This is a genomic window from Stenotrophomonas sp. 2YAF26 (assembly GCF_052114625.1).
Taxonomy (GTDB): domain Bacteria; phylum Pseudomonadota; class Gammaproteobacteria; order Xanthomonadales; family Xanthomonadaceae; genus Stenotrophomonas; species Stenotrophomonas indicatrix.
In genome coordinates this window covers 194,532-212,075 of the sequence record NZ_JBFRFC010000008.1, presented here as the reverse complement: position 1 = coordinate 212,075, position 17,544 = coordinate 194,532, and the positions used below count along the sequence as shown (strand labels likewise).

The 17,544-nt window shown below is 66.5% G+C and carries 15 protein-coding genes, 1 tRNA gene and 1 pseudogene; 8 read left to right on the top strand and 9 right to left on the bottom strand.

Annotated features, from left to right (window positions below):
• Nucleotides 1–113 precede the first annotated feature (113 nt).
• Nucleotides 114–2,867 carry a UvrD-helicase domain-containing protein gene (locus tag AB4Y98_RS11030; protein ID WP_442244361.1) on the top strand — a complete coding sequence of 918 codons (2,754 nt, stop codon included), beginning with the start codon at nt 114–116 and terminating at the stop codon, nt 2,865–2,867.
• A 124-nt stretch (nt 2,868–2,991) separates the two neighbouring features.
• Here AB4Y98_RS11030 and AB4Y98_RS11025 read toward each other — a convergent pair.
• Nucleotides 2,992–3,081: transfer RNA gene (locus AB4Y98_RS11025), tRNA-Ser, on the bottom strand.
• An 85-nt stretch (nt 3,082–3,166) separates the two neighbouring features.
• Nucleotides 3,167–4,159 (bottom strand): LysR family transcriptional regulator, encoded by a 993-nt coding sequence (locus AB4Y98_RS11020; RefSeq protein ID WP_025878750.1) that lies wholly within the window; start codon nt 4,157–4,159, stop codon nt 3,167–3,169.
• A 122-nt stretch (nt 4,160–4,281) separates the two neighbouring features.
• On the opposite strand from AB4Y98_RS11020, the gene AB4Y98_RS11015 reads away from it, so the two are divergent.
• A complete protein-coding gene (locus AB4Y98_RS11015; protein ID WP_312787771.1) occupies nt 4,282–4,869 on the top strand; it encodes an FMN-dependent NADH-azoreductase in 588 nt (195 codons plus the stop codon).
• A gap of 130 nt (nt 4,870–4,999) precedes the next feature.
• Entirely contained in the window at nt 5,000–5,350 is a 351-nt protein-coding gene (locus AB4Y98_RS11010) for a ligand-binding protein SH3 (RefSeq protein WP_154880808.1), read from the top strand.
• Nucleotides 5,351–5,704: 354 nt separating this feature from the next.
• On the opposite strand, the gene serS is transcribed toward AB4Y98_RS11010, so the two are convergent.
• Nucleotides 5,705–6,985: a serine--tRNA ligase gene (serS, locus tag AB4Y98_RS11005; RefSeq protein WP_025878753.1), complete on the bottom strand. Its 1,281-nt coding sequence runs from the start codon at nt 6,983–6,985 to the stop codon at nt 5,705–5,707.
• A gap of 113 nt (nt 6,986–7,098) precedes the next feature.
• Here serS and AB4Y98_RS11000 point away from each other — a divergent pair, with 113 nt between their 5' ends.
• On the top strand, nt 7,099–7,743 hold the full coding sequence (locus AB4Y98_RS11000) for an energy transducer TonB (protein ID WP_025878754.1): 645 nt from the start codon (nt 7,099–7,101) through the stop codon (nt 7,741–7,743).
• A gap of 118 nt (nt 7,744–7,861) precedes the next feature.
• Nucleotides 7,862–8,422 (top strand): annotated as a pseudogene (locus AB4Y98_RS10995) (TonB family protein); the annotation flags it as partial.
• Here the strand turns inward: AB4Y98_RS10995 and aroA are convergent.
• The 4 genes from aroA to AB4Y98_RS10975 form a co-directional block, all read right to left on the bottom strand.
• Nucleotides 8,356–9,663 (bottom strand): 3-phosphoshikimate 1-carboxyvinyltransferase, encoded by a 1,308-nt coding sequence (gene aroA, locus AB4Y98_RS10990; protein ID WP_442244347.1) that lies wholly within the window; start codon nt 9,661–9,663, stop codon nt 8,356–8,358. The pseudogene AB4Y98_RS10995 and the gene aroA sit on opposite strands and share 67 nt — an antisense overlap.
• Before the next feature lie 74 nt (nt 9,664–9,737).
• Nucleotides 9,738–10,928, bottom strand: a complete 1,191-nt coding sequence (gene pheA, locus AB4Y98_RS10985; protein WP_025878757.1) for a prephenate dehydratase — start codon at nt 10,926–10,928, stop codon at nt 9,738–9,740.
• Nucleotides 10,929–10,979: 51 nt separating this feature from the next.
• Nucleotides 10,980–12,065: a 3-phosphoserine/phosphohydroxythreonine transaminase gene (serC, locus tag AB4Y98_RS10980; protein WP_312111043.1), complete on the bottom strand. Its 1,086-nt coding sequence runs from the start codon at nt 12,063–12,065 to the stop codon at nt 10,980–10,982.
• Nucleotides 12,066–12,205: 140 nt separating this feature from the next.
• The gene (locus tag AB4Y98_RS10975; protein WP_025876986.1) at nt 12,206–13,015 is read right to left on the bottom strand and encodes an FHA domain-containing protein; all 810 of its coding nucleotides are present in this window, start codon (nt 13,013–13,015) and stop codon (nt 12,206–12,208) included.
• Between the two features lie 125 nt (nt 13,016–13,140).
• Here AB4Y98_RS10975 and AB4Y98_RS10970 point away from each other — a divergent pair, with 125 nt between their 5' ends.
• From AB4Y98_RS10970 to AB4Y98_RS10960, 3 genes are all read left to right on the top strand, one after another.
• Nucleotides 13,141–13,416, top strand: coding sequence for a polyhydroxyalkanoic acid system family protein (locus AB4Y98_RS10970; protein ID WP_025876985.1), 276 nt, complete (start codon nt 13,141–13,143; stop codon nt 13,414–13,416).
• An 80-nt stretch (nt 13,417–13,496) separates the two neighbouring features.
• A complete protein-coding gene (locus AB4Y98_RS10965; RefSeq protein WP_025876984.1) occupies nt 13,497–13,988 on the top strand; it encodes a phasin family protein in 492 nt (163 codons plus the stop codon).
• Nucleotides 13,989–14,226: 238 nt separating this feature from the next.
• Nucleotides 14,227–15,243 (top strand): restriction endonuclease, encoded by a 1,017-nt coding sequence (locus tag AB4Y98_RS10960; protein ID WP_442244346.1) that lies wholly within the window; start codon nt 14,227–14,229, stop codon nt 15,241–15,243.
• 135 nt (nt 15,244–15,378) lie between these two features.
• Here AB4Y98_RS10960 and hutC read toward each other — a convergent pair whose 3' ends face one another.
• The gene (gene hutC, locus AB4Y98_RS10955; protein ID WP_165377534.1) at nt 15,379–16,107 is read right to left on the bottom strand and encodes a histidine utilization repressor; all 729 of its coding nucleotides are present in this window, start codon (nt 16,105–16,107) and stop codon (nt 15,379–15,381) included.
• Nucleotides 16,108–16,135: 28 nt separating this feature from the next.
• Nucleotides 16,136–17,506, bottom strand: coding sequence for a formimidoylglutamate deiminase (locus tag AB4Y98_RS10950; RefSeq protein WP_363732820.1), 1,371 nt, complete (start codon nt 17,504–17,506; stop codon nt 16,136–16,138).
• Nucleotides 17,507–17,544: the final 38 nt, after the last annotated feature.

The following is a 17,544-nucleotide window of genomic DNA, read 5'->3' as shown; positions in this document are numbered from 1 at the left end:
CGTTCGCCCAGACGGAGGCGGTACAAGCCACAAGCGACACCAAGCCCGCTTATCATTGGCTCGTAAGGGCACTTTACGCCCATTGACGTATGCAAGGCAGTTTCTGGATGTCTATGGAATGGCGCCCCTCGGGCTGGGGCCAGCGTTTGACCCGTTCAGCACACTGGTTGCTGCGGCTGGAAGGCGAATACGTCGAGATTCGCATGGGTGGCAAGCACTACCGCCAGCACGTGGACGATGATGCGCGCGTGCGGATCATTCCGGGCCTGTTCTGGGCCCGGGTCGAGCTGCAGACTGAAGACCATCACACGGTGTCCGTCGATGGCCTGCCCAACCGCCAAGCATCCCAGCTTTCGGCCGCCGTGCAGCAGGTCCTGTTTACCTGCACGACCCGCGGTCGCAAAGCGCTCTTTGCAGACATCCTCGCGCAGATCCACTGCTGGCTGGCCAAGGCAGACACCCTGACAGACCGCGGCAGCGCCGACCGCCGCTGGATCACCCACGAACAGCAGCAAGCACTGCTGGCCGAGCGCCCCGCCCTGCCCCTGCAGCCGTCCGAGCTGCAGCAGCTGTTCCTCGATGACGCCGTACACGAAGACCTGCACGCGCACAGCCACCGTGCCGCGCTGGACGCCCTGCGCGACTGGGAACTGGATTGGCCATCCGTCTGGGCCGAGGCCAACGCGTCCATGGCAACGCGCGAACTGGTGCTGGCCAGGAACTTCCTGCAACGGGTGGAGAGCAAGCCGCTTACCGAAGAACAAGCCCGCGCGGTCATCTGTTTCGACAACCGCGTGCAGGTGGTCGCCTCAGCCGGCTCCGGCAAGACCTCCACTATGGTGGCCAAGGCTGCTTACGCTATCGACCGTGGCTTTGTGACCCCCGAGCGCATCGTGATGCTGGCCTTCAACAAGGATGCCGCCAAAGAGCTGGAAGATCGGGCACAGCGATCCTTCGAGCGGCTAGGCATGGGCGATACCGTGGTGGAGGCGCGCACTTTCCATGCACTTGGCCTGTCCATCATCGCCAAGGCGACGGGGCGCAAGCCCGATATTCCCGAATGGGCCATCGATGCAACGCTGGGCTTCAACAAGCTGGCCGAGCTGGTGGACAACCTGAAGGACCGCTCGACCCACTTCCGCACCCAGTGGGACATGTTCCGACTGGTCTTCGGGCGCGACCTGCCGCCGCTGGGTACGCAGATGCTGGCCGATGGCTACGACCGAGATGGCACGCCCTATATCCGCACCCTGCAGGGTGAAAGGGTGAAGAGCCAGGAAGAGTGCGTGATTGCCGATTGGCTGTTCTACAACGGCGTGGCCTACGACTACGAGCGGCGCTACGAGTTCGATACCGCCACCGATACCCATCGCCAATATCGCCCGGACTTCTATTATCCGGACGCCGAGTTGTATCACGAGCACTTCGCGCTGGATGCCGACGGCCAGCCGCCGCAGCAGTTTGCCAACTACGCCGATGGCGTGCGCTGGAAACGCGAGCAGCATGCCGCACGCGGTACCGCGCTGGTCGAGACCACCTCGTTCGGGCTGCGCAGTGGCGAGGCCCTGCACCACCTATCGGAACGGCTGGGCGAATCACGCATCGAGCTGGACCCCAACCCGGACCGCGAACTACCCGATACCGGCGCCAAGCCGATGCCCGATGCCGATCTGATCGGGCTGATGCGCACTTTCATTGCGCACGCCAAGAGCAACTGCCTGAGCCTGGAAGGCATGGCCGAGCGTCTGCGGCAGATGCCCGAGGATCAGTTCAAGGAGCGTTACCGGCGCTTCCTGGAAATCGCCGGGCCCGTGTTCCAGGCGTGGGATGACGCGCTGGCCGACGAGGGCAGCATCGACTTCGAAGACATGTTGAACATGGCCGCCGGGCTGCTGGAACAGGGCCACTATGAATCGCCCTACGAACTGGTGATGGCCGACGAATTCCAGGACGCCTCGCGCGCCCGCGCCCGCCTGTGCCGCGCCCTGGTCAACCGCCCAGGCCGCTATCTGTTTGCCGTTGGCGACGACTGGCAATCGATCAACCGCTTCGCCGGCGCCGATGTTTCAGTGATGACCGATTTCCGCGAATGGGTGGGGCACGGGCAAGTGCTGAAACTGGAGCAGACTTTCCGCTGTCCGCAGGAGCTGTGCGACATCTCCAGTCGCTTCATCAGCCGCAATCCGACGCAGATTGCCAAGACGGTTCGTTCTGCTACGCCGGCAATGGGCCCGGTGCTGCAGGCGTTCCAGATGAACCGGCGTGAGGAGGTGCAGGATGGTGTTCGCCAGTACCTTGCCAAGCTGCACCAGCAGCTGTTGTCAGGTGCGGTTCCGCAGGGACGCGACGGGCGCGTTAGCGTTTTTGTTCTGGGGCGCTACCGCGCGGATCGCGGTGCAGTGCCTTCGGATTGGAAGACGACCTTCGGCAGCACGATGGATGTCGAGTTCCTCACAGCACATCGATCGAAGGGGCGCGAGGCGGACTACGTGATCCTGCCGGGCATGATCAATCGCAGCTTCCCGAGCCTACGCTCGGATGACCCGGTGCTTTCCCTGGCAATGCCGGATGGTGATACTTATCCACTGAGCGAAGAACGACGGTTGTTCTATGTCGCGCTGACGCGTGCGCGACGGTCGGTTGCGATGTTCACTCTGCAGGGGAAGCACTCACCGTTCCTGGACGAGCTGGTGAACGAAGGTGCCGTAGAGGTCACCGGGATTTCAGGGACGGCTATCAACGACGAGCGCTGCCCCGTATGCAAGGTGGGGGTGTTTGTCGACAGAACGGGACCGCATGGGCCTTTCAGGTCATGCTCCAGTTACCCGTTGTGCCATAGCAAGCCGAAAGGTGGTTTTCGTGGGTAAGCGCACCCGGCCTCATCCACGCGCGCGTGCATACATCAGGGGCGCATGCTGATCTGACGGTCCGATGGGCGCGCAGCTGCGGCGACAACAAAAACCCCTGTTTCCAGGGGCTTTTTGAAAAAGCTGGCGGAGAGAGTGGGATTCGAACCCACGGAAGGTTTAACCCTTCGCCGGTTTTCAAGACCGGTGCCTTAAACCGCTCGGCCATCTCTCCGTATCGGCCCAGCCTGCTGGCCGGGCACGCATTCTCGCACGGCCGGGCGATTTGCCCAAGACCGTTGTTCCTTAGGAGGCAACCCTCAGCCCGCGTCCACCGCCAACGCACCCAGCGCACTGGCCTTGATCCGCTCCTTGGCCTTCTCGCAGGCGCCACCGCAATCCAGGCGCGAGGCCTCCAGCTGCGGCGGCAGGTGTTCGGCCAGGAAGTCGATGAATACCCGCACCGCCGGCAGCAGGCCGCGACGCGAGGCGAACACGGCATGGCACACGCCCTGCGGAAGCGACCAGTCCGGCAGCACCACTTCCAGCTCGCCGTTGCGCACGGCATCGGCGCAGACGGTTTCCGGCAGCATGGTGATGCCGAAGCCGTCCTTCACCATGCTCTGCAGCAGCGGGAAGTCGAAACCAGCCACGCGCGGCTGCAGGTCCACCCGGCGCACCGCGCCTTCCGGTCCGTGCAGTTCCCAGCGCTGGCGCGCTTCGTCTTCGCTGATGCTGAGGGTTACGTGGTTGGCCAGCTCTTCCGGGTCCTTCGGGCGACCGGCGCGGTCCAGGTACTTCGGGCTGGCCACCAGCAGTTCCTGCACCTGGCCAAAGCTGCGCATCACCAGACTGCCGTCGTCGTCCAGACGCGAACGCACGCGCAGGGCGACGTCGTAGCCTTCGTTGATGATGTCCACGCGGCGGTTGCTGATGTTCAGCTGCAGCCGCACCTTCGGGTACTGCTCCAGGAACTTGGGCAGCAGCTTGGGCAGCTGCATCTGCGCCAGCGAGACCGGCACGCTGGCGCGCACCAGGCCGCGTGGCTCGGCGCTGAGGCGGTCCACCACCTCGCGCGCGGCCTGCGCCTCGGCCAGCATGGTCTGGGCGTGGCGGTGCACGCTGGTACCGACGTCGGTGACAGCAAAACGCCGCGTGGAGCGCTGCAGCAGGCGCACGCCCAGGTCGGTTTCCAGCTGGCTGATGCGGCGGCTCAGGCGCGACTTGGGGATGCCCAGTGCGCGCTCGGCGGCGGCAAAACCGCCGTGGTCGACCACCATCGCGAAGTAGTAGAGATCATTCAGGTCATGCATACCCGAGTTCCATTAGTAGAACAATAAGTGGCATTCAACCACCTTTATCCCGCCCTTGCAACAACCTATTGTTCTCTCCGTCGGCGGCAAGTCCGCCACCTCTCCCGAACATAGGTACTGCCATGAAGCTTCTGCACATCGACGCCAGCGTGCTTGGCGACAACTCCGTCTCCCGCCACCTGACCGCCGCCGTGGTGGCCCAGTTCAAGCAGCAGATCGACGGCCTGCAGGTTGATTATCGCGATCTTGACGCCAATCCGGTACCGCATCTGCGCAGCGGTTCGCTGGCCAAGACCGATGCCGCCGAGGCTGCCGATGCTGAACAGGTGCTCGAGCAGTTCCTGGCTGCCGACATCGTGGTGATCGGCGCGCCGATGTACAACTTCAGCGTGCCCTCCACCCTGAAGGCCTGGATCGACCGCGTGGCGGTGGCCGGGCGCACCTTCAAGTACACCGAGAACGGCCCGGTGGGCCTGGCCGGTGGCAAGCGGGTGATCGTGGTCAGCAGCCGTGGCGGCATCTACACCGATTCGCCGGCGGACTTCCAGGAGCCGTTCCTGCGCCAGACGTTTGCCTTCTGGGGCATCAACGACATCGAGTTCGTGCGTGCCGAGGGCATCGCCTATTCGCCGCAGCATCGCGAAGACGCCATTGCCGGTGCACTGGCAGCTCTGCCGTCGCATGAGCCGGCGGAAGTGGCAGCGGCGTAACGCGTTCCAGCGTTCGGCGCCTCTCTCCCTCGTCTGGGTGCTGAACGCGGGCCGGGATTCCCTCCCCCATCCCGGCCCACCCTGGCGGCCCTGCTTTTGCGGGGCCGCTTTTTTTTGCCACCATGGGCCGATGAACTACATCGTGATGGCTGCGCACCGCAGCGAATTTCCGCATCCGATCACCCTGCACCGTGGCCAGGCACTGGTGGTGGGCGAACGTTATGAGGGGCCCGAGGGTTGGGAGGACTGGTTTCTGTGCGAGGCCGAGGGACAGCAGCCGGGGTTCGTGCCGGCGCCGGTGATCGGTCGCGATGCGCAGGGTGGCGCGTTTGCCACGGAGGATTACTGCGCACGGGAGCTTGATGTGGACCCGGGGCAGCACCTGCGCGGCGTGCGCACGCTCAATGGGTGGGCGTGGTGTGTGCCGGCAGCTGGCGAGGCCGGTTGGGTACCGCTGGAGAAGCTGCGCATAGCAGGTTGATGGATTGCGGCATCCACGCATGGCGTGGATCTACTGCAAAGCCCTAAGCCCCAGCGCCTGGATGCAGCATCGCGCCAGTAGATCCACGCCATGTGTGGATGCCGCACCGCCTCAGTAGATCCACGCCATGCGCGGATGCCGCACCGCCTCAGTAGATCCACGCCATGCGCGGATGCCACACCGCCTCAGTAGATCCACGCCATGCGCGGATGCCGCACCGCCTCAGTAGATCCACGCCATGCGTGGATGCAGCACCGCGTCAGTAGATCCACGCCATGCGTGGATGAGGTGCCATGCAGGCATGGCACCCACCAAAGCCAGAGCAGTGCCATGCAAGCATGGCATCTACCGGGTTCAGCCAATGGTTTCGATACCGCCCATGTACGGGCGCAGGGCTTCAGGCACGGTGATGCTGCCGTCGGCGTTCTGGTAATTCTCCATCACCGCGATCATCGCGCGGCCGACGGCCACGCCCGAGCCGTTCAGGGTGTGTGCCAGCTCCGGCTTGCCGGTGGCCGGGTTGCGCCAGCGGGCCTGCATGCGACGGGCCTGGAAGTCGCCACAGTTCGAGCACGAGGAAATCTCGCGGTAGGTCTCCTGCGACGGCAGCCAGACTTCCAGGTCGTAGGTCTTGATGGCCGAGAAGCCCATGTCGCCGGTGCACAGCAGCACCTTGCGGTACGGCAGGCCCAGCTTTTCCAGCACCACTTCGGCGCAGCGGGTCATGCGCTGGTGTTCGGCGTCGCTGTCTTCCGGGCGGCAGATCGAAACCAGCTCGACCTTCTCGAACTGATGCTGGCGGATCATGCCGCGCACGTCGCGGCCACCGCTGCCGGCTTCGGAACGGAAGCACAGCGAATGGGCGGTCATGCGCAGCGGCAGGCGCTCGGCGTCGAGGATCTCGTCGCGGGCAATATTGGTCAGCGAGATTTCCGAGGTCGAGATGAGGTAACGCTTCTGCTCACCCAGCTGGGTGATGAACATGTCCTCTTCGAACTTGGGCAGCTGGCCGGTGCCGTACAGGCTGTCGGCGTTGACGATCACCGGCACGTTGGTTTCCTGGTACTCGTGCTCGCCGCTGTGCAGGTCGAGCATGAACTGGGCCAGGGCGCGATGCAGGCGGGCGATCGGGCCACGCAGCACGGTGAAGCGCGAACCGGACAGCTTGGCGGCGGTCTCGCCGTCCAGCCACTTGTTGCGGGCGCCCAGTTCGACGTGGTCGAGCACCTTGAAATCGAACTGGCGCGGGGTACCCCAGCGCGACTGCTCGACGTTCTCGCTCTCGTCGGCGCCGGCCGGTACGTCATCGGCGGGAATGTTCGGGATGCCCATGGAGATCGTGTCGATCTTCTCGCGCAGCTCGTCCAGGGCCACTTCCGAGGCCTTCAGCTCATCGGCGAACGCGGCGACCTCGGCCATGATGGCCGAAACGTCTTCGCCCTTGGCCTTGGCCTGGCCGATAGCCTTGGAACGGCTGTTGCGCAGGCTCTGCAGCTCCTGGGTCCGCACCTGGATGCGCTTGCGATCGGCCTCCAGTGACTCCAGGGCAGACACGTCGAGCTCGAAGCCGCGGCTGGTGCGCAGGCGTTCGGCGAGGTCGGCGGGCTGGTGGCGGAGCAGGGCTGGATCAAGCATGGCAGGCGTCGTGGTGGGTAACAGGAACGGGATTATCGCCTGTTATACGGAATTCTGCCGCCCGGTTCATTCCGGCCGTGGCAGAATCGAGGCATTCCGTACTGGTCTGGTCCATGTCTGCTCCCCGTCCGTCGCCTGCCAAGTCGTTCACCGTGCATATCCCGCGCAACGCCCTGAAGATCGCCGGCATCGCCTTCGGCGTGGGCATCCTGCTGTTCGTGCTGGTTTGGCTGACCGGACGCGACAAGGAATTCTTCCGTGCCGACCCGGCCGCGCAGACGCCGCAGGAAACCGCCCAGGTGGAACCGCTGCCCGAACCACTGGCCGCGGCGGCCGGTTCCAGCGACATGCCAGACGCCAAGCCGGCCCCGGTGCCGGACGAGGAAGATGCGCCGAAGCTGGTGGAAACCGCCCCGCCCCCGCCACCGGCCACGGTTGAACCCGCTCCGGCCGCGCCGGGTACTGCGGCACCGGCAACCGCCAATGCGCAGCCGATGCCGATTGCCGGCCAGTCGCCGCCGCCGGCCTACCCGGCCGCCGCCCTGCGACGCGGTGAAGCGGGCAGCGTGGTGGTGCGGGTGGAGGTGGACGCCACCGGCTACCCGAACAACGTGACGGTGATCCAGCGCAGCGGTTCGCGCGAACTGGACCGTGCAGCGACGGACGCGGTGCGTCGCTGGCGCTTCAGCCCCGCAGTCAGCAATGGCCAGCCGGTACCCGGCAGCATTGAAGTGCCGTTCGACTTCAAGCCGCAGTAACTGAACGCTTCCCCGCAGAAAAGCTGAACCTTGCAGGTCGCGTTGACGCAATGCTGACACGCTGCGACGCCGCCTCGGGCAACACTCTGGGCGTCGTTACTGACGTGAGGAGTTTGCGATGACTGCCACCACCCACGAGAACCTTCATTCGCCGCAACTGCAGCAGGATGGCGCGCTCGAGCCGCGCTCGACCTCCCCTTGGCTGTGGCTGGCCCTGATCGTGGCGATGTTCGCCGCGGCACTGGTCTGGCTGCGTTTCTCCAGCCATGACGACGTTGCGCCTGCGCCGGTAAGCGAGCGCATGCTGCCGGCCACGGAAACGCCGGTTGCCACCGCGCCTGCACCGGCTGCGCGACAGGCCGCGCCCGCGCAGAGCGAGCGCAAGGCAGCCCCGGCCGCACGCAACCGTGAGGCGCGTCCGCTGGCCAGCAACAGCAAGCCGAACTATCCGGCCGCCGCGCTGCGCAGTGGCGTGCAGGGCAGCGTGGTTGCCAGCTTGAACGTGGATACGCGTGGCAACGTGACCGACGCTGCTATCGTGTCGCGCAGTCAACCCCATGAACCTTTGGCGGGACGCGCGAGATGCCGGCCAGCGGCCGGCACTCCCCCCGATCAGGCCAGGTTGAAGCCGGCGCTGCGAGCCAGTCCGTCGAAATCCGGGAAGGACGTTGCGACGTTGGCGATGTCGTTGATGCGCACTTCACCATGGCTGATCTGGCCGGCAATGGCGAAGGCCATTGCGATGCGATGATCACCGTGGCTTTCAATGGTGCCACTGCCCAGCGATACGCCCCCGTGCAGGGTGGCACCATCTTCGGTTTCGTCCACCTGCATGCCCAGCGCGCGCAGGCCGGTCGCCATCGCGGCCAGGCGATCGGATTCCTTCACCCGCAGCTCGGCGGCGCCGGTCACCACGGTCTGGCCTTCGGCGGCAGCAGCGGCCACGAACAATGCCGGGAACTCGTCGATCATGTCCGGCACCAGCTCCTCGGGAATGCGCGCACCCTTCAGCGGCGCGTAACGCACCAGCAGATCGGCCACCGGTTCGCCGCCCTGCTCTGCCGGGTTCTGTTCGGTGATGTCCGCGCCCATCAGGCGCAGCGCGTGCAGCAGGCCGGTACGGCGCGGATTGAGGCCGACCTGCTTCAGGCGCAGTTCGGAGCCGGGAATGATGCTGGCCGCGACCAGGAAAAACGCGGCCGAGGAGAAGTCGGCCGGCACCACGATATCGGTCGCGCGCAGGCGCTGGCCACCACGCAGGCGGGCGTTGCCCGGCGAGAACGCGATGTCCACGCCGAACGCGGACAGCATGCGCTCGGTGTAGTCGCGGGTCGGGTGCGGTTCGGTCACGCTGGTTTCGCCGTGCGCGTACAGGGCGGCCAGCAGCACGGCGGACTTGATCTGCGCACTGGCCACCGGCGAGGCAAAGTCGATGCCGTGCAGCGTCTGCCCGCCATGCACGTGCAGCGGCGGCGTGCCGTCTTCCTCGGTGTCGATCTTCGCGCCCATCTGCGACAGCGGACCGGTGACGCGGCGCATCGGACGGCCGGACAACGATTCGTCGCCGACCAGCGTGCAGTCGAATGCCTGACCGGCCAGCAGGCCGGCCAGCAGGCGCATGCCGGTGCCGGCATTGCCACAGTCGAGCGGTGCGCTGGGTGCCTGCAGGCCATCGATGCCGACGCCGTGCACGATGCGCTGCGACGCACTGGGGGTTTCGATGCGCACGCCCAGCTGGCTGAAGATGCGCGCGGTGGCGCGGGTGTCTTCGCCTTCCAGGAAGCCTTCGATATGCGAGGTGCCATCGGCCAGCGCGGCGAACATCACCGAGCGGTGCGAGACCGACTTGTCGCCGGGAATGGTCAGGCTGCCCTGCAGGGGCTGGCCCTTGCGGGCGATCCAGTGCTGCGCGTTGCTCATCGTTGAATGGTTCCGTAAACGCCGGCTCGCCGGCGGTGCATCAGGGGCGGCGGCCGCAGCCGCCGCAGCAGGGATCAGGGCACGGCTACCGGATAGGAGCCAAGCACCTTGATCTGCGCCGAGTGCGCTTCCAGTTCGGCAAGTGCGGCCTGCATCGGCGCGTCGTCGATGTGACCGGCCAGGTCGATGAAGAAGCCGTATTCCCACTTGCCGTGGTGCGAGGGGCGCGACTCGATGCGGTTCATGCTGATGCCATGGCGCGCGAACGGGCTGAGCACATCGAACAGCGCGCCCGGCTTGTCATGGATGAACACCAGCACCGAGGTGCGATCATGGCCAGAGGTCGGGAAGATGTTGCGCCCCACCACCAGGAAACGGGTGGTGTTGTCGGCATCGTTCTGGATCGGCTTGGTGACGACCTTCTTCAGGCCGTACACATGGCCGGCGCTCTCGCCGCCAATGGCCGCTGCATCGTCGGCGTTGCGCGCACGGCGCGCACCTTCGGCGTTGCTGGCCACCGGGATCTTCTCGGCCTTGGGCAGGTTGGCGCGCATCCATGCCGAGGTCTGCATGAACGACTGCGGATGGCCGTAGACGCGTTCGATGTCCTCGATGCGGCCACTGCGCGACATCAGGTACTGCTGCACGCGCAGTTCCACTTCGCCGCAGATCTTCAGGTTGGAGGTAAGGAACATGTCCAGGGTGATCTGGATGGTGCCCTGCCCCGAGTTTTCCACCGGCACCACGCCGAAATCAGCGTTGCCCGCTTCCACTTCCTGGAACACTTCTTCGATGCTGGCCATCGGCAGGCCCAGCGCCGAGCGGCCGAAGTGCTTGAGCACGGCCTGCTGGCTGAAGGTACCTTCCGGACCGAGGTAGCCGATCTTCAACGGCTCCTGCTGGGCCAGGCAGGCCGACATGATTTCGCGGTAGACGTGCACCAGCAGCTCATCGCTGAGCGGGCCTTCGTTGCGATCCACCACCATGCGCAGCACCTGCGCCTCGCGCTCGGGGCGGTAGTAGTCGACGGCAGCGGCGAGCTTGCCCTTGGCCTTGCCGACCTGGTGGGCGAACTGTGCGCGTTCGGCGATCAGGCTCTGGATGTCACGGTCGATCTGGTCGATCTTCGAACGCACATCGGCCAGTGCCAGTGGCGCCAGGGTCGGCACCGCGGTTGCCTTCGACTTGCCCTTGGGCTTGGAAGTGGCGCTGTCCTTGGCCGGCTCGGCCTTCTTCGACGCCTTCTTGCTGGGTTTGCTTGCCATCGGAATTCCTTGTTGCGGGGCGCGCACCCGACGATGCGCGCCGTTCATTGCTCAGCCGTGACGCTGCTGGAAATCGGCCATGAAGGCGACCAGCGCCTCCGCCCCGGCCAGCGGCATGGCGTTGTAAAGCGAGGCGCGGATGCCACCGACCACCTTGTGACCCTTCAGCGCCAGCAGGCCGGCGGCCTTGGCATCGGCGACGAAACGGGCATCCAGGTCGGTGCTGGGCAGGAAGAACGGGATGTTCATCCGCGAGCGCGCCGAATGGGCGACCTCGTTGCGATAGAAGCCGCCGGAGGCATCAATGGCGCCGTACACCAGCGCGGCCTTGGCGGCGTTGCGCTTGGCGAACTCGACCACGCCACCTTCGGCCAGCATCCACTTGAACACCAGTCCGGCCAGGTACCAGTTCCAGGTGGGCGGGGTGTTGAGCATGGAATCGCGGGCGACGTGCGAGCGGTAATCGAAGATGTCCGCGCGTGGCTGGCCAGTACGCTCCAGCAGGTCGCGACGGATGATCATCACCGCGATGCCGACCGGGCCCAGGTTCTTCTGCGCACCGGCATAGATGACACCGTAGCGGCGCACGTCCAGCGGCTCGCTGGCGATGGACGAACTGAAGTCGGCCACCAGCGGCACGTTGCCGGTCTCGGGCACATCACGGAACTCGACGCCGTGGATGGTCTCGTTGGCAGTGATGTGCACGTACGCGGCGTCGGGAGAGAGCTGCCAACCGGCGCGCTCGGGCAGCTGGCGATACCCTTCGGCCTCGCTGCTGGCGGCGATGTTGACGTCCACGTAGGGGCTGGCCTGCTTGACTGCGGTCTTGCCCCAGTGGCCGGTGACCACGTAGTCGGCACGCTGGCCGGGGCTGGCGAAGTTGAGCGGGATCAACGCCTGCTGGGTGGTGGCGCCACCGGGCAGGAACAGCACCGCATAGTCCTCGGGAATGTCGAGCAGGCGACGCAGGTCGGCCTCGGCCTCGGCGGCCACGGACATGAACTCCGGACCGCGATGGCTCATTTCCACGATGGAGGCACCGCTACCGTGCCAGTCCAGCATTTCCGCCTGCGCCTGGCGCAGGACCGATTCCGGCAACGTTGCAGGGCCGGCACTGAAGTTGAACGCGCGCGTCATGGCACACCTGTGGGGCAAGACCCCTAGTATGCCGCACTGCACCAGCCTTGCGGCCTAGTGGCGCAAGGGAAATTTGGTTGCATCCGTATCCATTGGCACGGCGGCTCTGGTAGYGCCGGGCCATGCCCGGCGGAACGAATTCAGCGCGCGCCGAACCAGAGCAGCAGGCTGAGCACGGCTGCCAGCAGCAACGCACTGCCCAGCAGCCACGGCCAGCGCCGCACCCGACGCGGGGCGACCGGCACCACCGGTGCCTGTTCGGCTTCGTCGCTGCCTTCGTCATCGGCCAGTGGCGGTCGCCGGCGCGGGTCGTGCGGCACTTCCAGCACGAACCGGTGCTGGCCGTCGAACACGACCTGGTCGCCGGCCTGCAGCCAGCAGTGGCGTACGGCAACGCCGTTGACCCGGGTGCCATCGGCACTGCCCAGGTCGCGCAGCAGTACCCGCTCGCCGTGGACTTCCACCCGCGCGTGCTGTTCGGCGAAGGCGGGCTCATCGATCTCGATGTCGACATCGCTGCCACGGCCGATCACCCGCGCGCGCGACAGGGGGTAGCTGCGGCCGTGGTGCAGGCCGCCCACACCGCGCAGCAGGCGCTGCTCGTCACCGCTGCCTTCGACGCTGGCTGCCGGCGCCGGTGCCTGCAGCAGGGTGTCGACCTCGCCCTGCAGGACCATTTCCACGCCATCGACGTAGACCGCGTCGCCCGCCCTCAGCAGGGCCATGCGCCGCACCGGGCGACCATTCACATGGATGCCACGGATACCGTTGCCGACCTGCAGCCAGAGGCCGCGGTCGTCCATGCAGAACTGCGCAAGCAGCAGCGCGCCGTTGCCGGCATCACCGAGGCGCACGCTGCCGTTTGCCTGGCGCACGATGCGCTGCACCCCGGGCCGCAGCGGCTGGTCGGGCTGTTGTTGTTGACTGAAGTGAACTAGCAGGTTCTGCACGCGGCGCAGACTAGCAGGTTGGCCGCCCACGAAGAAGAACCTGCGATGAGCGCTTGGCGTGGGCGCCGTCGATGCGCACAATGCTCGCCCTCTCAATTGATCCCCGCCCTGCGCCAGGAGCCTGCATGTCCACCATCGATGTCCGCCACGCCCACACCCTGCCCGACACCCAGGCACGTGAAGCGATCGAGCAGGTTGCCGCCAAGCTGGGCGAACGCTTCGGCCTGAAGTCGTCGTGGGCCGCCGACGTGCTGAATTTCTCCGGCAGTGGCGTGGACGGTGCGATCGAACTGCAGCCGGGCGCGGTACGGGTCACGGCCAAGCTGGGCTTCCTGCTGTCGGCAATGAAGGGCATGGTCGAAAGCGAGATCCAGCGCGTGTTGAAGGAAAAGCTGGGCTGAATCTGCGCTGCGGCCATCACGGCCCAGCAACGGCGCGCCGCGCTACTCTCGGGATAGGCCCAACTCCCACGGGGAATGCAATGAACCGTTACGAGAATGACGATCGCCGCGACGACGATGCCGGCTTCGGCGACCAGGCAGAGCGCTTTTCGCGCAAGCTGAGCGATTCGGCACAGCAGGTCTGGCTGGCTGGTTTGGGCGCCCTGGGGCGCGCGCAGGCAGAGGGAGGCCGGTTCTTCGATGGCCTGGTGAAGGAAGGCGAAGCCTGGGAAGCCCGCCGCCGTGAACGCAGCGGCGAGCAGGAACCGGGCTGGCGCGACAACGTCGAGCACTCGCTGGACGAAGCCCGCGAGAAGGCGTCCGGAACCTGGGACAAGGTCAACAAGGCCTTCGACGACCAGGTGCAGGGCGTACTCAAGCGACTGCACGTGCCGACCGCCGATCAGGTGACCGCGCTGGAAGCCCGCATCGATGCCCTGACCGCGCGCCTGGCCAAGCTCGAACACCGTGCCTCCACCGACGTGGACGCCCCCTCGCCGGGCAGCCATCAGTCGCCGGGCAGCACGCCCTGAACCGCCTTTGTTGCAACGCAATAAATTTTCGTTGACAATCGCGTAGAACCCGCCAATCGCTTCGGCTGCCGTTTGTTCCCTCCCCTCACGGCTTCAGGATTGGCGGGTTTTTTCGTGTCTGGCGCGTGCGGATCTGCGGGCTGCATCACGGTTGTTGTCGGGAACACCCTGACGCAATCAACCGGTCCGCCCTTTACACTGTGGGCTTCCGTTTTCGCCCCTTCCGTCGTCGCCCTGCATGCTTCCCTGGATTCTGGCCCTGCTGTCGGCCCTGCTTACCTGCACCCTGGCCACCGTGTACCTGTGGTGGTTCAAGCGTCGACGTACCGAAATGCAACTGGGCCTGCAGGCTCTGGCGGGCATGCACTGGCGTGAGTTTTCCACGCTGATCAAGCGCATGCTGCGCGAGCAGCGCGGCCTGCGTGAACTGCAGGATCCGAGCGAGGAAAGCCGCGAGCCGAGCAGCGATTTCCTGCTCAGCGATGGTCCGAACAACTGGCGGGTGTCGTGCAAGCACGGCCTGGCCTATCGCATCGGCACCGCTGCGGTGAACGAACTGGGTGCTGCCGCGCGGCTGGCAGGCGCCAAGGGCGGCATGCTGATCACCGAAGGCCGGGTTGAACGCGATGGCCTGGGCGCTGCGGAAAAGCAGGCAGTGGAAGTAATCGATGGTCCGCGCCTGTGGCCACTGCTGCAGCCCTACCTGCCGGCCGATGTTGAGACCCGCGTGCGCGCCATCGCCCGCCATGAGGCGCTGCGCCGCATCGCCATTGCCGCACTGGCCTCAGTGACGCTGGGCCTGCTGGTCGGGCTTGGCCTGCAGGGCCTGCGCCCGGAACAGGCGGACTCGGTCCCAGCACCGGCCGTTGCACCTGTAGCGCCGCCGGCTGCACGTCCTGTGCCGACGCCCGCCGCGCCGGAAAGCGCCGCGAATGCGCCCGCTCCCATGGTCGCCGCAGCCGCGGCGCAGAATGGCGACGACGCGCGCAGCAATCCCAACCCCGACACCGCCACGCTGGACCGCTACCAGGCTGAACTGGCCCGCGCGCTGGCCGGGCAATCCGGCATCGCCAGCGGTGTCTGGCTGACCCGACAGACGCTGGCGATCAACCGCACCGGCGAACTGGAAACCGTGTGGCCGCGTGTTTGCCAGGAAGTGCTGCGCTACCCTGCCCTGCGCAACGTGCGCGTGCAGCTCAACGCCCGCCCCGGCGTGGATGAGCCGGTGCGCTGGCGGCAGTGCGCGACGTATTGATGGGCTGAGGCGTGATGGTGCCGAGCTCGCTCGGCTGCTCGTCACCGCATCCACGCATGGCGTGGATCTACTCACGGCGATTCATTCCCGCTTGGCTGAAAGCGCCCTGGGAAGAAGCCGAGCGTGGGTTCGCCCCTATCGCGTCCCAGGCGCGAAACGGGCGACCAGATCCCAGGCATCACCCAGGAACATCTGACGCACGCGGGTGATCGGCTGTTCGCCGCGCCAGGTCAGGCGCTCGATCACCAGGCAGGCGGTACCGGGCTTCACGTCCAGCAGCTTGGCGGTGGGCGCATCGGCGCCCCAGGCGCTGATGCGGTGCTGGGCGCGCGTCCACGACACGTTCTGCAGCAACCAGCTGCCCGGCGCCGTGGTGCTGAAATCCACCTCCAGCACCTCGGGCACGCCGACCGGGCTGATCAGGCGATGCTCCAGCGCCAGCGGCCGGCCATCGGCCAGATGCAGGCAGCGCATCGCCAGCAACTGCTCACTGCCGGCCAACTCCACTTCGCCGGCATTGGCTGCCTCGGCCAGGCGCAGTTCACGCTGCAGCAGCCGGTAGCCGTATTGATGTCCGCGCGAGCCGACCTCCATCGCTATGTCCGGGATCTCCAGCGCCACCTGCTCCAGGTGCGGTGGCTGCCGAGCCACGAAGGAGCCCGCTCGGCGGCGGCGCTCGATCATGCCGCTCTCGGCCAGCGCCGTCAGCACCTTGTTCACCGTCATGCGCGAGCACCCGTACTGCTCCATCAGCTCGTGCTCGTACGGAATGCGGAAGCCCGGCGCCCACTCTCCGCTGAGGATGCGGCTTTCCAGGTCGCTGCGGATGCGCTGGTTGAGCGTGGCGGACTTGCTGGCCTTCACGTGGTGGAGTCTCGATGGTGGGAGGCGATCAGCCCAGCACGCCACGCAGGGCAGCGGCGAAAGCGCTGGTGATGGCCTCGCGCTGCAGGTGGCGGCCGTCGGCCACGCACTGGCGGCCATGGCGCCAGACCGATCGCAGCGCGCCATTACGTGCGGCGAACACCCAGCTGTCAAGCCATGCGTCACCGTGTCGCGCCTGCAACGCGGGGTGCGCGGCGTCCAGTTCAACCATGTCTGCGCTGGCACCTACATGCAGGCCGGCGGCCACACCCAGCGCCTGGGCACCGCCCTGCAGCGCACCCTCGAACAGGAAGCGCCCGGTGCTGCGGCCGGCATCCGGGGCCAACACGTTGCGACCCCGCAGGGTCAGGCGCTGGCCGTACTCCAGCAGGCGCAGCTCTTCTGCGGCATCGATCAGCACGTTGGAATCGGAGCCGACACCGAAGCGCCCGCCCTCGCGCGCGAAGGCCTGCATCGGGAACAGGCCGTCGCCCAGGTTGGCCTCGGTGATCGGGCACAGCCCGGCCACGGCGTTGCTGGCGACCATCTGCGCGCGCTCGTCGTCGGTGATGTGGGTGGCGTGCACCAGGCACCAGCGCGCATCGACAGGGGCATGCTCGTACAGCCACTGCACCGGTCGCCGGCCACTCCACGCCAGGCAGGCCTCGACCTCGCGCACCTGCTCGGCAATATGGATGTGTATCGGGCCATCGGTCAGCGGCAGCAGTGCGCTCAGCTCCTCGCCCGTCACCGCGCGCAGGCTGTGCGGGGCGATGCCGAGCACCGCATCGGGCAGCGTGGCCAGCGCGGTGCGGGCGCCATCAAGCAGCTGCGCGAACCCGTCTACGTCATGGATGAGGCGGCGCTGTGCCGGGTTCGGCGGCGCCCCACCGAAATCGGCGTGTGCATAGAACACCGGCAGCAGGGTCAGGCCGATGCCGGTCTGCGCGGCTGCAGCTGCAATCTGCGCGCTCATCTCGGCGCGATCGGCGTAGGGGCGGCCATCGGCATCGTGGTGCAGGTAATGGAATTCGCCGACGCGGGTGAAGCCGCTTTCCAGCATTTCCATGTAGGCCTGGGCGGCGATGGCCTGCACTGCGTCCGGGCGCAGATGGGCCAGGAAGCGGTACATCAGTTCGCGCCAGCTCCAGAAACTGTCGCCGTCGCCGCCACCGATCTCGGTCAGGCCGGCCATGCCGCGCTGGAAGGCGTGGCTGTGCAGGTTTGGCAGGCCCGGCACCAGGATGCCCACGCGGGCATCGCCTTGCTGCGCAGCCTGCCCACGCGTGACCTCGGCGATGCGCCCGTCCTGCACCTGCAGGCGGACGTCGGCGGCCCAGCCGTCGGCCAGCAGGGCGTGGGCGGCATGGAAGGAGTGCGCGGGACGCGAATCGGACATGGCTGGACAACCCGAATTGGACGCCTATATTGTATAGA

What these genes read in the sequence shown, in the direction of transcription:
- aroA (WP_442244347.1), bottom strand. Translation starts at nt 9,663, where the DNA reads ATGAGCAACGCGCAGCACTGGATCGCCCGCAAGGGCCAGCCCCTGCAG.
- AB4Y98_RS10965 (WP_025876984.1), top strand. Translation starts at nt 13,497, where the DNA reads ATGAACCGTTACGAGAATGACGATCGCCGCGACGACGATGCCGGCTTC.
- AB4Y98_RS10960 (WP_442244346.1), top strand. Translation starts at nt 14,227, where the DNA reads ATGCTTCCCTGGATTCTGGCCCTGCTGTCGGCCCTGCTTACCTGCACC.
- pheA (WP_025878757.1), bottom strand. Translation starts at nt 10,928, where the DNA reads ATGGCAAGCAAACCCAGCAAGAAGGCGTCGAAGAAGGCCGAGCCGGCC.
- AB4Y98_RS11010 (WP_154880808.1), top strand. Translation starts at nt 5,000, where the DNA reads ATGAACTACATCGTGATGGCTGCGCACCGCAGCGAATTTCCGCATCCG.
- AB4Y98_RS11020 (WP_025878750.1), bottom strand. Translation starts at nt 4,159, where the DNA reads ATGCATGACCTGAATGATCTCTACTACTTCGCGATGGTGGTCGACCAC.
- AB4Y98_RS11030 (WP_442244361.1), top strand. Translation starts at nt 114, where the DNA reads ATGGAATGGCGCCCCTCGGGCTGGGGCCAGCGTTTGACCCGTTCAGCA.
- AB4Y98_RS10970 (WP_025876985.1), top strand. Translation starts at nt 13,141, where the DNA reads ATGTCCACCATCGATGTCCGCCACGCCCACACCCTGCCCGACACCCAG.
- AB4Y98_RS10950 (WP_363732820.1), bottom strand. Translation starts at nt 17,506, where the DNA reads ATGTCCGATTCGCGTCCCGCGCACTCCTTCCATGCCGCCCACGCCCTG.
- serS (WP_025878753.1), bottom strand. Translation starts at nt 6,985, where the DNA reads ATGCTTGATCCAGCCCTGCTCCGCCACCAGCCCGCCGACCTCGCCGAA.
- AB4Y98_RS11000 (WP_025878754.1), top strand. Translation starts at nt 7,099, where the DNA reads ATGTCTGCTCCCCGTCCGTCGCCTGCCAAGTCGTTCACCGTGCATATC.
- AB4Y98_RS11015 (WP_312787771.1), top strand. Translation starts at nt 4,282, where the DNA reads ATGAAGCTTCTGCACATCGACGCCAGCGTGCTTGGCGACAACTCCGTC.
- serC (WP_312111043.1), bottom strand. Translation starts at nt 12,065, where the DNA reads ATGACGCGCGCGTTCAACTTCAGTGCCGGCCCTGCAACGTTGCCGGAA.